Genomic DNA, 13804 nt, shown 5'->3' on the forward strand with positions numbered 1-13804 from the left:
ATTAATTTAAGTTAATCTTACAATTTTTTAAATCCATCTGGTGGAAGGACTTTGTTCCATCCACATACACAGTAAATCCTTTTCCTTTGTTATATTTTTCGCCGGTAGCATCCCAATAAATCGCAATGTTCTTATTGTGGTAAGTTAACTGAGTCAGCGCAAAATAGTCCCATCTGTCTTTGGTAATCAATGGCCTTATTTCCAATCTATTGTTGGTTTGTGGCTTTACGCCAATTAAGTCCTGAATAATGATATCCGCAAATGTAGAGTGGTTGTAAAACTTACTTCTCGGATTATCGCCTTTTAACCATGCTCCTGTCCGCTCATCTTGGTATTCACCAATATAAGGCTTACCGTTCATCACATGTGATTTGGCATATTTATGAATCTGCTCGTATAAATCATTCGCATTTATCGCCTTATTCCGTTTGTAATCGCTTAAGTAATTAGCCATTCCACGGATCGTCTGCGAACTTGTGAAAGGCCAAATCGCACCATCCCATTCACAACTATGCCCTGTCCCACGCGTTCTAAAAGTTGGTTCACGTCGCTCGGCAGTCGTTGTTCCCCAAGGGGCATTAAATCCCGCCGTATCGGGCAATTGAAGCCATGCCTGTCCATACATTGCTTTATCGGGCGGTAAATGAAAGTACCATGGGATAAAACCAATTGCTTCACGTGTGGAATGTAGCGGTCCCTTTTCCAGCTTTGTTTTAAAGAATTGATCCTCCTTGTCCCAGAGTGAATCTAATACCAATTGACGCAAAGACTGTGCATATGAACGATATTTCTTCTCTAATCCCTTATTCGACACCAATTTGGCAATTGCTGCAATCGCAACAGCATTCCCATACATGTAGCTGTTAATAGATGGGCGCATATTATGCACTTTCCGTCCACCGGAAACAGATTCTTCCATCCCATCCTGGACATCGTATTGCCAGAAAAGACCATTATTAGCCTTTCTTTCTTTTTCCCATTTTTCAAAATCTTGATCCAAGTCCATCAATCGGGCCTCTAAATAGTGATTGTCAGGATTGACTTTGCAATAGGCCAATAATGCATCAGGCAGCCAGGAACTGAACTGATGGAATCTCCGCTTGGATTGACCTTTATCAGCATGATAAAGCCAAAAATCAATGTATTCTTTTAAAAACGCATTGTCGCGAATCCATCTCCCTTCATACAAATGGTGACCAAGTGCACAACTAATTGAATTGTATTTTCCAGCATGCTTTACCGGTTCAATAAATTCTGTTACCAAAGTACCTTCTGGACTTGACTTTATATGTTTGCGATAGGACCACCACCTAAAATAATAAGTCTGCTCAACCTCCTTATCAGGACAATCCAGCAAGGGGACATTCGTCACCAGCCAATCGTAAGCATCCTTATTTGGAATCTTGTTGACCACTGCTTCATTGTCATTACTATTAAATTCCCGAACATAGGATCGGACCTTCTCCACTAATTTTTCCTGCGCCTTTACATAGGAGAGTCCAAAGAAAAGAAGCGCAAGAATAGACGTTTTAATTTTCATTACTTATTTAATATCAAAAAGTTGAAATCAATTTATTGTGTTTTTCGTAAAATACCTACTTCGTTTAAGTTGTTTATCCTGTACTATCCTGAGCCTCGTTATACTACAGTTTTGTACCGTGATAATAGCCAAATAAATCGTCGAGGTCATCCCCTTGATTATCCACATCGGCATTATACGGATGTGGGAGCTCCCTATCGTCCACAACGCCTAAAATCAGCACTTCTCCCTTCGGAATTTTCAGTTCGTTCGTTCCCGCAGGAAAGGAGTAAGTATGAATATCTACCATAGGCATGTACTGAATTCGAATCGCATTACGCACTTTTGCCTCTGCCTGTCCAAAATCATTGGCGCTCGCATCGATTTCCAAAACAGGTTTGGGGGCAAAAACTTTGTCGGTGCTATTGAAATAGCCAACTAATATCTTGACTGGTTTTTCACTTTTGAACCGGAGATGTGTACCGACTAATTTTTGATTAGCCGCATCAATCTGTATCGCTTGAACCCCTTCTAATTCATTTGCTAAATGTGTCACGACCAATTCCTGATCCGCATACAATTTCGCGCCCTTTTTCAATGGAATCAATTGTTGATTATCCAGAAACGTGACCTGCTGAGATTTTACTCCAACTTTTATTTGCGTAGGGGTATCGCTCATCTTTGATAAAGAATCTATCGCTTGTTTAAAGTTATTCAATTCAGTTTCAAAGACAGGCAGCATTTCCTTCCAATGAATAAAGGTTGCATCCGCTCCCCGCATTGGTATTTTACGTTGTTTGGTTTGCATGCTGTTTGCATATAAATAGGTCTTATCAGTTATCGCTGTTAGCTTACGGTATTCTTCGACACTTCGCTCCAGATCCGGTAAAGCTTTTCGAAGAGCACTTAGATCACGTATATATTTATAGCGCAGAAGTTGAATGGCAGCCTTCACCTTATAGCTATAATGATTAGCCAACAGTTGATGGATTCGGATATCATTAAGCCATCGATCAAATTCTGCTACATTTTTGGTGGGCATTCCCAATGTTTTGATAAGAGCCGCTGCGCGCGCTCCATGTTGCACAATTTCTCTTGCCACCTGGTCAGGTGTTTCTCCAATATGGCCTTCATGACGATAGTCCTTCTCTACATATTCAACAATCATCTCTCCTTCTGGCGCCTCAGATTCATAAAGCATTGTAAACAATCCATAACGATAAGGATTTATCAGTTGTGTCATCAGCATTCCCAAAGAAGAGGTCTGTCTGTTACCGTCTGTAATACCAAATCGCCGCAGGATTTTAGGCGATATCTCACCTATTTCTTCAATGGCCGATAATAACTTTTGCGCATCCTTCTCAGGAATACCGTAATAGTGCACAAGTTCCTTTGACCAATAGGATTTCTCATTTAATAAATCTCGATTTTCGTCCCAAGCGTATCTAGCCCAAGCTTTGTACCACATCCAATCCCGATCGACCTGTAATAATCTATTGTCAACTTTATCCGCTGAGTAGGGCCAATCCCAATACGAAGCCTGTGGATATATATGGATGCCATTTGAATAGTGGACTTCGTGCATAGCTTTAACCGATTTCTGGATAAAATCAGGCGAGCCATAACGGAAAGGTTCCAAATTGGCCAATATATGCACATTTTGAATATGTACCGTACCAATATCACCTAATGAACGATGTAATTCTGCCCATTTTCCCCGAGGTGTATAGGTCGTCAATGCCTCTCCATTATATTTAGCCATCGTGTACAAATTCTTATATATCGGCAGTGATGCTTGCATAACAGCAGGCGCATCCGTATCATGGGCCCTTAGGATGATAGGTGGTTCACCGGCTGTCCGAGACAACTGTAAACCATCTTTCACACCCGGAATAATCGTTTTTGTAAACCAGTTGATATCGTCCTGCCCCACCCCTTCCATTGCTTCACCCAAAGTAATCAAGAGCCCTACATTCGGATATTTGGCTACAAAAGCAGCGATGCTTTTACGTGTATAATCTGAAATTAAAGGTGTAATAATTCGATTTCGCTCCTGTGTCTTTAAACCATGGCGATCGGCGAAAGGCTTTGGTAGGATAATATTATAAAACATTTGAATAATCCAGATCCCTCTTTTATTAGCTTCTTTGGTCAAAAAAGTATAGATATCTTGATTTTTCTGAAAAGTAGACTCATCAACCTCAAGCGCATAAGGATAATCTTTTAATTTGACTAAGGAGGAAAAAGGATGCCCATTCCAAAGGTAAAGTGCATTATATCTATTTTCAGCCATCATATCCAAATAATTCAGCCACAATTGCTGATCGTAAAACCAAGGAAAGGACTCTGGTGTATAAGGGTATTCATAAATATCATGCCCCGGTAGATAGGTCGTTTTCTGAAGCCCGATGCTCGTCCCTCGCATCACCATCTTGGGTCCATCTTGTATAAAAAAGGGCTGGTTTCCATGCCAGGTTTTATTAGCAAGTAATTCCATACAACCGTACAATACCCCTGACTCGTCTGCTCCGATAAGTTCAATTACTCCTTTTCCTGCTTTCCGATATAAAACAAAATGTTCTTTCTCGATCAATTTAGCTTTAATAGAGTCTGGTAAAGGCTTTTTTTGTGCTAACGTACTCACCTCAACCTGTACAGGGTTTGTGACAATCGAGTTGAACAGTTCTTTTTGTAGCAGGTCAATGGCGTATTGAAATCGCTCTTGATTTACGATTCCGGCCATCGTATAAACAATATTTTTTTGTTTGTTTCCTGCGTGAAGCTCTACAATGAGAGAACAGATACAAAGTAAAACGCATAATAGTCTTCTGTACATAATTGGTTATTTTGCAATTCACTAATAAATGTCAATTTTACATATAAAATTCCAAATATTAGAATAAGTATCTCGTTTTTTACAAAGTAAATTTTTTACAGATAGAGATTTAATCCGCATCAACTAGATTATTTTTACTATTTTTAGTATATAATCAACGATTCCTTGAAAAAATATCTTTTATTCTTAGACACGGAAACATCTGGATTGCCAAAAAAATGGAGCAAAAGTTACACAGAAAGCGACAATTGGCCATATGTACTGCAATTGGCTTGGATCATTTTTGACGAAAACCAAAATGAAATAAAACGTACGAACAAATATATCTATGAACCACTTATTCCGATCAGTCCGGCATCAGAACAAATACATGGGTTGACACCCCCCTTTTTAATGAAATATGGTGAGAAGAAAAAAGATGTGCTGCGCAAGCTAAGTCATGACATTAAAAAATATAAACCGCAAATTGTGGGACATTTTCTTTCCTTTGATCTCCAAGTATTATCAGCAGAATTCTACCGGTCGAACTTGGTTCTCCCATTTGGTGACGTAGATTATTTTTGCACACTGTTACATAGCAAAAGATACGTAAGAAACCCCAACATGGTCCATCTTCCGCTTTCGTTATTACATGAATCCCTTTTTTCGGCTCCGCCAGAACATATGCACGATGCAGAAAAAGATGCTGAGATCACGGCAAAATGTTATTTTGAAATGATTCAACGAAAAGACCTGACCCATCAAGATATCCTAAACCAACAAACAGAGTTTGATAACATATCCTAATGCTGTTCTCATGAAAAATCCCGAGGTTATTCTTTCCATACTGAAATCTACCCCCCCTTTTCAGGCACTGCCCGATTCCCTACAGCTGAGTATTGTAGATATATTCAATGAATACCGCTTCTCCAAAGACACACTTGTCTATCGACAGAACATTACCGACATGGATGGAGTCGACTTAATTTTTGAAGGTGAATACGAAACGTTCTTCTTGGATGACTTAGACAACAAAAGATTGACGGAAATTCACCACAGACCTTATTGTTTTGGCGGAATATCCGTCCTTTTGAATCGAACAAAAGCATTAAAATCTGTAATTGCCAAGAAAGGCACCGTCATTTATCGATTGCCCCGGAAAAACTTTATTGAGCTTTGTAACGCAAATGAAGAGTTTTTCCATTTTTTTACCAATTCTTTTGGTAGGAGAATGCTGGATGAAGAATTTTCTCATTTTGTCAAATCTCCAGCTTCTTTCGAAGAAAGCTATTTTGCAGCAGATCAATTATACTCAAGAAAGATCGAACACATCATCTACAAAGATATTGTTGCCTCTACCCCTGAAACGCCCATCTATGAGGTTGCAAAGACAATGGCAAACCAAAAGGTAAGTTGCTTATTTATCAAAGAAGACGATAGCATTATTGGTTATGTGACCGATATGACTTTGCGGGATAACGTAGTTGCTCGACAAATACCGGTCGACCATCCGATTGTGGAAGTCATGGACAATCCTATTGTTAGTATTTCTGATCAGTCTTATCTTTATGAGGCTGTATTAAAAATGTTCCGTACAAAATCAAGGTACCTGCTTGTGGAAAAAGAAGGAAACTATGTTGGGTTCCTAAGTCGTAATCGCCTGTTGAGCGAACAAGGGCAATCGCCACTTGTATTCATTCAATCGGTAAAACTAGCAGAGACGCTGGAAGAATTGGGTGAGAAGTGGAACAATGTTCCGGAAATTATCCACCAACTGCTTGGTAGAGGTGTAAATGCTGAAATTGCCAATCAGGTGATCACGACGGTAGCAGATAGTATTGCGCTCAAAGTAATCGAAAAAGTAATAGGGGAAATAGGTGAGCCTCCGGCAAAATTTGTTTTCATGGTTACGGGCAGTGAAGGTAGAAAAGAACAAACGTTGATGACGGACCAGGACAACGCAATTATCTATGAAGATAAAGCCAACGAACAGCGTGAACTGGTACGTGATTATTTTCTCCGTTTCGCCTCTCAAGTATCCGATCATTTGAATACAATAGGTTTTAGCTACTGCACAGGTGGTTATATGGCTAGCAATCCCGAATGGACACACTCCCTTTCCCATTGGAAAAACAACTACAAAAAATGGATTGAAGAAAGTATTCCGGAAAATGCCATTAAATTTTCAACATTTTTTGACTGCCGACGATTATACGGCGACCAAGAGATAATTGATCAGCTTAAAGAATTTCTCAATATCGAGTTACAGCGCCCTAATGATCGATTTTTTGCATTTATCGCCAAAAATGCCTTACAATATGAGCCGCCATTAACATTTTTTAAAGCAATCAAAACACAAACCATCGGTTCATCGGAAGTCTTCAACATAAAAAAAGCGATGACACCTATTGTAGACTTGGTTCGTGTTTATGCCCTGAAAAACCGTATTTATGAAGAAAACACCGGTGGTAGGCTCAAACAACTACTTGATTTAGGTGTTTTTACGCAGGAACAATATGTGGAATTGCATCAATCTTACTACTATCTGATGTCGATTCGCCTGAAAAACCAAGCGAATCAAATTCGAATAGCCAAACTAAGTCCAAACAATTATGTGCCGATGGACAGTCTGACAAATATTGAAAAAGCAACCATTAAAGAAATTTTTAAAACGATCAATAACTTCCAATTGGGCATCAAAGTGAAATTCACCAATAACCTTTTTGGTTAGTACATTGTTAATGACTGGGAATCACAGGTAGGATCTTTCCATCTGCATCGAAGTGCAATTCATCCATACAAACCTCCCGGTGATAACCGGCAGCATCCCCCATTGTAATTCCATTAGGGTAATTAAATCGATGATAAATAATATGCCACTCATCTTTTCCCGGTACCTGTAGTATGGAGTTGTGCCCAGTACCAAAAATTCCGAGCCCCGCATCTTTCTGCAAAATGAGGTTATCATCAGGAACTTGAATTGGTCCCAAAGGAGATGTTGAAGTACCGTATCGAACCCGATAATTTTCACTACGGGTATCGTTTTCAGACCATAAAAAGTAATAAGTTCCCTTTCGGAAGAAAACATAAGTACCTTCGCGAAAGGTGCGATCCGGTGTTATTAATTTAATCGAATTTTCCTTGATCGTGATCATATCCTTATTGAGCTCGGCCACAGCAAGATGTCCATTCCCCCAATACAGATAACTTTTACCTGTTTTGGGATCAGTAAAAACCGCGGGATCGATTTCTTGGCCACCTTTCACACCATTCGGCTTAAAATCTATCAGCGGTTTACCTGAATCTTTAAATGGTCCTGTCGGCGAGTCAGCTACGGCAACACCGATTTTCTGGGCTGCTGTAAAATAAAAATAATACTTATACCCGCCTTTAACTTTCTTTTCTATAATTGTCGGTGCCCAGGCATGGTGCGTACCCCAAGGAACATCTTTTTTTAAATCTAATATCACACCCTCATCTTTCCATTCCTTGAGGTTCGTAGAGGAAAAAGTTTTGAAGTAATATCCACCCCAACCGTCAAAACCATCGCTCGTTGGATAGATATAATATTTCTTTGTCTTATTGGAATACAATACATCCGGATCTGCGTAAAAGCCTTCTAATACAGGGTTCTTCGCCTTATTTAAAGCAATATCTTCGGGCTTACCCCAATGTTGCACCAATCTGTTTAATTCATTTTTTGAAATAGGCAAAACTGTGCCATGTCGCGGATGAAAATCCATATCAATCTGTTGATCTATCACTTTAAAATGATCTAGATCATGCGATTCGCAAAACTGATATTTCCCTTTTTTATAAACATCATACATGAGAACATAAGTATCAGATTGATTGCGCCTAAAAATACCCGACCCTTCCACATCTTCTGAGGTAGCCTGTTTGTAACCCGGCTGTTCCACCCATTTTCCTGAGGTCAAGGAATCTGTAATGGCTTGTTTTATACCTTTTCCATCGCCCTCCGTTTTATAAAACAAATGAAATAATCCATTTTTAACAATAATATCCCCATCAATACAGGATTGACCATTTTTTGGCAAGAACAACACCCTAGGTTCGCCTTCCAAATCTGTAAAATCGGGGTTGGCATAGGCATAATAAATCACATCGGGTTGATCTCCGTATTTCATGGACCAGTAAACCATATATTTATTTGCGCCCGGATCAAATATAGTCTGCGGTGCCCAGACTCTTTTTAAGTCTTTCTGTCCCTGATAACGTTCCTGTATGTTAATAGCGTGATGATCCCAATGGATCAGATCCGTAGACTTTAACAGAACCATGCCGCGGTTAGAATCCCACCCTTTTGAGGAAATCATATCCGTTAATACCATATAAAATGATTTTCCATCTTGCGCACGTAGAATATGAGGATCCCTGACCCCACCTGTACTACTGATGATCTTAGAATCCAATATCGGCTGATTATTGTTCAGCGTTCTAAACGTGTAGCTATCGGTACTGATCGCAAAACAAACAGCCTCGTCTGCAACGGCATTTCCTTTAAAATAGGTAAATAAGTAAGCCGCAAAATCTTTTTCCGATGGACCAAATTTGTATTCCTGAGCAAATACGCCGGATAAGGATCCAATGATTGAACAAACAGCCCCAATGATGGACATCAACTTTTTTTTATTCATAATAAAGTGCCTGCAAATAATCATCCTATTTCGTGGACATTTTAATCAGGGTAAATGAATAAGGCTCAAATGTTTCTACGAGCTTCTTTCCCTTATAAATCACGGTATCTTCCTTTGGACGAATATTTAATGGCTCGTCCAAACTGTTACTCACATTGAGGTCGGCATTTGCCAACGTGATTTTTTGAGCCGTCGCCAGCAGCTTTTTTTTCGAAACTACATCTAGACTCACCTTTATAGGCTTACTGTTGTAATTGACCACTTTCAAAACCAACTGCTGCGAAAAATCGTCATAGACGGCAGAGGCATATAGGCTATCTCGTCCGGCAACGGGTTTGCCCTCACGTTTGATCGGAATAATAGACGTCCCTTTATTGGTGGCATACAATTTTTGCACTTGGTAGCTAGGCGTTCCGTATACCTTCAAATTGTCAACCCAAATTAAGTCAGGTGACCATTGCCATCCATCTACATGGCCAAATAAAGGTGCATAAGACGCCATCTCGACAACATCGCCATTTCGCTCCAGCCCAGTCATAAAAGCCGCTTCAGAGAGTGCGGCCTCCCAGGTACTTTTCCCCGGGCCGTTTGGCCGTGTTGTATGTGAAGCGTACTCACCCGCGAAAATCTTTACTCCATTTCGTTCATAATTGTCATAGCGGCTTGCACTCGAAAGAAACCAGGATGGTGGACGGTAATAATGTTCATCTATGATATTTATATTCATCGCGCGAAGTTTTTCATTAAGGAAATCAAACCGGTCTCCCTCGGGATCAGTCCCTGAGCTGGCGATAAGTGAAATTTCGGGATGCTTTTCGTTCAACGCTTTCTTGAAAACAGCCAACCGTTCGATATATTGGGGTCCCCAATTTTCGTTTCCAACCCCCAACATCTTGAGATGGAAGGGTTCGGGATGTCCCATTTCAGCACGCAATTTGCCCCATTTCGTATCTATAGAGCCATTGGCAAATTCGATCAGATCCAACGCGTCCTGAACATAATCATCTAACTCTTCTAAAGGCACGACTTCACCGGTATTAAACTGGCATGCCATTCCACAATTGAGGATGGGAACCGGCGTTGCACCGATATCTTCTGCCAATAAGAAATACTCAAAAAATCCTAAGCCAAACGTCTGAAAATAATCTGGCGTCAAACGATGTTTAAATTCGGTGTTCCAACGGTTGATGATCAACTCCCTTTCGGTAATTGGGCCAACCGTTTTCTTCCATTGGAATCTATTGGCAAGATCTTTACCTTCCACAATACAGCCGCCCGGAAAACGGATAAAACCAGGTTTCATGTCTGCGAGCATCTGAACCATATCTTTACGCAAGCCCTTTGGCCTTCCTTTCCATGTATCTACTGGGAATAACGACAGCATATCAACATCTAAAGTACCTGATCCTGTAAACCAAACATTTAATTTAGCCTTAGCTGTCGTTTCCGACACTGAAAATTTAACAGCGGCTTCGGACCATGATGTAGCCGCATTTAATGGAAATTCAGCTTCACCAATTACTTTATTCTGTTCGTTTAAAACTTCGACATGGATTTTCATCCCAGTCGCAGCACCCTGATACTGCAGAGAAAATTCGTAAGCAGCGCCTGATTTGACGCCCATACCTCTAAAACCTTCATTTTGCAGTCCCAATTTCAAATTGGTCGTATTATTTAGTCTTAGATAACGTTTATTCCCTTTGCGCTTACTGTCGTTTAATAGTAAATAAGTACCTTCAGGTCCATTTTCCAGCTTCTTCCAGGCCATCCATGGCTGATCAAATTCAAACGATCTATTTTTCACCAATTCGGCATAAATCCCTCCATCGGCGCCCAAATTAATATCTTCAAAAAAGACACCCCACATGTGCGGCGATATTTTGCCCGTAGGTTTGTCCAACTGTATATTCAGTTCAATTGGGGACTGCGCCACTGCCGAAGAGCTTAAACTCGCCAGCAATAGCATCATTGACGCAATTTTCTTCATCTATTAGAATTATTTATCTTTTCTATTGTCTTTAATGGTAAATGAACTCGTTCCACTCGGTTATATACGGATCAATCCTTCATTTATCAGGCCTTTACAAAATGCTACATCAACTCCAGTACAATAACAGAAAACGCAGGAATATCAACCTCAATAGTTCCATTTACAATTTTTGCGTCCTTATAGACCACCGGTGTAATGACCGTAGGCTTTTTAAATGAATTGTAATCCCGTAGATTCGCTGCAGTAAGTATCCGACCTGTGACTTTTGCCGCTTTGACCGAGCCAAGGTCCACGTGTACTTTATTTTTCCTTTTTGGATCTATATTCACTAAAGAAATATGTGTACGCCCTTGTTTGTCTTGTGATGCAGAAACAGACACTGCCGGAATCTTTTCGTTATTAAATTCAAAATCTGTTGATTGAAGAGAAATCGGGATTAATTTCGCATCCTGATGCACTTTATACATTTCCATCACATGATAAGTCGGTGTTAGGATCATATTCTTACCCTCTGTCAAAATAACAGCCTGTAATACATTTACGGCTTGTGCGAGATTGGCCATTTTAACACGGCGGGCATGATTATTGAAAATATTCAAGGTCATCCCCGCAATCATGGCATCACGCATCGTATTCTGCTGATAAAGGAAGCCGGGATTGGTACCTGGCTCAACCTCATACCAGCCGCCCCACTCATCAACGATCAGGTCTACTTTTCCTTTTGGATCATACTTGTCCATAATGGCAATATTCTTTTCCACCAGTTCATTCATGAACCAAGCCGACTTCATCGTCCTAAAATATTGTTCTTCGGAATACTTGGTCGCTGAACCTTTCTTGTCCCAGTTAATCACGGCATAATGGTGCAGGCCCATACCCTTCATTAAGCTACTCGGTATTTTCTTCATTAGGGTCTCGGTCCAGTTGTAGTCTGCACTATTGGCTCCAGAAGCAATTCGATATAAGCCACTTCCATTTGTCCAGTCCGACATAAACGTGGCGTATTTACGGTATATATCCGTGTAGTAATCAGCGGTCATGTTTCCACCACAGCCCCAGGCTTCATTTCCCACGCCCCAAAACTTTACCTTCCAAGGTTCCTGCCGACCATTTTTTCGTCGCCAATCCGACATGGGGCTTTCCCCCTTAAAATTCACATATTGGACCCAATCGGCAAGCTCCTGCACCTCACCGCTCCCCACATTACCCGCCAGATAAGGTTCTGCACCAAGTAATTCACACATATTGAGAAAATCGTGTGTACCAAAGGAATTATCCTCTGTCACTCCACCCCACCAATTATTGACAATAGCAGGGCGCTGTGCTTTGGGTCCGACCCCGTCTTTCCAATGATAGGTATCCGCAAAACATCCCCCCGGCCAGCGTAAATTTGGAATGTTCAAATTCTTGAGCGCTTCAATCACATCCTTTCGTACCCCATTGGCGTGCGGAATGGAATCGTTTTTCTCTCCCACATAAAAACCATCATAAATACACCGACCCAAATGTTCCGCAAAATGACCATAGATATGCCTATCTATCGTAACTTCTCCCTGTATGGGCTCTAATTTCACGCTACTTTGCCCATACAACAGCCCATTGATCAGTGTAAAAGCAACGCCTAATTTTAATCTTAGCTTCATGATCTAAACTTCCTTATTTAACATTGAATCGGTAAGTTGTTTTTGAACTATATTTTTCTCCGGGTTTCAATACCGTTGATGCAAAATTGGGATGGTTCGGTGCATCCGGAAAATGTTGTGTTTCCAGACAGAATGCCGAACGGAATGGATAAACCTTTCCTTCTTTTCCTTTTGGATCTGAATCCTTCATAAAATTACCGCTGTAAAATTGCAGACCCGGCTCTGTTGTGTAGACCTGCATTTCAATTCCCGTTTTCGAAGCATATACCGCAGCTACTTTCTGGAAACCATCCTTCTTGTTAAGTTCAAAATTATGATCATAGCCTTTTCCGATCTTCAATTGTGCATTTTCATCTTCAATATGGGCACCGACACGCTGTGGTTTTGTAAAATCAAATGCTGTACCTGCAACAGGCAAACTCTTTCCTGTCGGAATTAACGTATGATCAACCTCCGTTATCGCCTTTGCATCAATTTGAAGTTCATGGTCTAAAATAGAAGAATCGCCTGCACCATTGAGATTAAAATAGGCATGATTCGTCAGATTTAAAACCGTTTCTTTGTCCGTCGTTGCTAGATAATCAATGGCCAACCCACCATTTTCTTCGAGCGTGTAAGTAACCTCCATTTTGACTGTTCCGGGATAACCGGCCTCTTTATCCGGTGAGGTATACGCCAGTGTTATCGAGGTAGCCGTACGATTGATCACATCCCACACTTTGTTGTATACACCATTCGTACCGCCATGAAGCGAATTCTCACCATCATTTTTTTCTAGGGAATAAGACTCCCCATTCAGTGTGAAAGAAGCTTTACCGATGCGGTTACCATAGCGTCCCACAATTGCTCCGTAAAAATTATTATAGTTTTCCTTGTATTCCTTCGCTGAATCATAACCCAAAATTACATCCGTAACACCACCGTCCTTATTTGGAACTTTTAATGTCACCAATCGCGCGCCATAATTCGTGAGTGTGACAGCTATTTTATCGTTCTTTAGTTGAAACAATTTAACCTCTTTACCATCAATCTGACCATCGAAGGCCTGGCTCGACGTAGAATCAGCCGAAGTTGCCGCTTGCTTATTTTGAGTCGAAGAGGACTGACATCCATACGCTAAAGAAGCACAAGTCAACAAACCAATAATAATTTTCTTATTCATCTGTATTTAAGTTTTTA

Annotated in this window: 8 protein-coding genes; 2 read left to right on the top strand and 6 right to left on the bottom strand. The window is 40.6% G+C overall.

The window, feature by feature from the left end; all coding sequences use genetic code 11:
* Position 1: 1 nt before the first annotated feature.
* Together G6053_RS27785 and G6053_RS27790 are read right to left on the bottom strand one after the other, a co-directional pair.
* Positions 2–1540: a glycoside hydrolase gene (locus tag G6053_RS27785; RefSeq protein ID WP_206531833.1), complete on the bottom strand. Its 1539-nt coding sequence runs from the start codon at positions 1538–1540 to the stop codon at positions 2–4.
* A gap of 103 nt (positions 1541–1643) precedes the next feature.
* On the bottom strand, positions 1644–4262 hold the full coding sequence (locus tag G6053_RS27790; RefSeq protein ID WP_108634891.1) for a hypothetical protein: 2619 nt from the start codon (positions 4260–4262) through the stop codon (positions 1644–1646).
* Positions 4263–4520: 258 nt separating this feature from the next.
* Here G6053_RS27790 and G6053_RS27795 point away from each other — a divergent pair, with 258 nt between their 5' ends.
* Both G6053_RS27795 and G6053_RS27800 read left to right on the top strand, forming a co-directional pair.
* Positions 4521–5141, top strand: coding sequence for a 3'-5' exonuclease (locus tag G6053_RS27795; RefSeq protein WP_165309242.1), 621 nt, complete (start codon positions 4521–4523; stop codon positions 5139–5141).
* Between the two features lie 10 nt (positions 5142–5151).
* Positions 5152–7065, top strand: coding sequence for a DUF294 nucleotidyltransferase-like domain-containing protein (locus G6053_RS27800; protein WP_165309243.1), 1914 nt, complete (start codon positions 5152–5154; stop codon positions 7063–7065).
* A gap of 7 nt (positions 7066–7072) precedes the next feature.
* Here G6053_RS27800 and G6053_RS27805 read toward each other — a convergent pair whose 3' ends face one another.
* From G6053_RS27805 to G6053_RS27820, 4 genes are all read right to left on the bottom strand, one after another.
* Positions 7073–8992, bottom strand: coding sequence for a family 43 glycosylhydrolase (locus G6053_RS27805; RefSeq protein WP_108634888.1), 1920 nt, complete (start codon positions 8990–8992; stop codon positions 7073–7075).
* 25 nt (positions 8993–9017) lie between these two features.
* Positions 9018–10979: an alpha-L-arabinofuranosidase C-terminal domain-containing protein gene (locus tag G6053_RS27810; protein ID WP_108634887.1), complete on the bottom strand. Its 1962-nt coding sequence runs from the start codon at positions 10977–10979 to the stop codon at positions 9018–9020.
* Positions 10980–11083: 104 nt separating this feature from the next.
* The gene (locus tag G6053_RS27815; RefSeq protein ID WP_108634886.1) at positions 11084–12625 is read right to left on the bottom strand and encodes an alpha-L-arabinofuranosidase C-terminal domain-containing protein; all 1542 of its coding nucleotides are present in this window, start codon (positions 12623–12625) and stop codon (positions 11084–11086) included.
* Between the two features lie 13 nt (positions 12626–12638).
* Entirely contained in the window at positions 12639–13787 is a 1149-nt protein-coding gene (locus G6053_RS27820; RefSeq protein WP_108634885.1) for an aldose epimerase family protein, read from the bottom strand.
* Positions 13788–13804 lie beyond the last annotated feature (17 nt).

The sequence above is a fragment of the Sphingobacterium sp. DR205 genome (assembly GCF_011064245.1).
Taxonomy (GTDB): Bacteria; Bacteroidota; Bacteroidia; order Sphingobacteriales; family Sphingobacteriaceae; genus Sphingobacterium; species Sphingobacterium athyrii.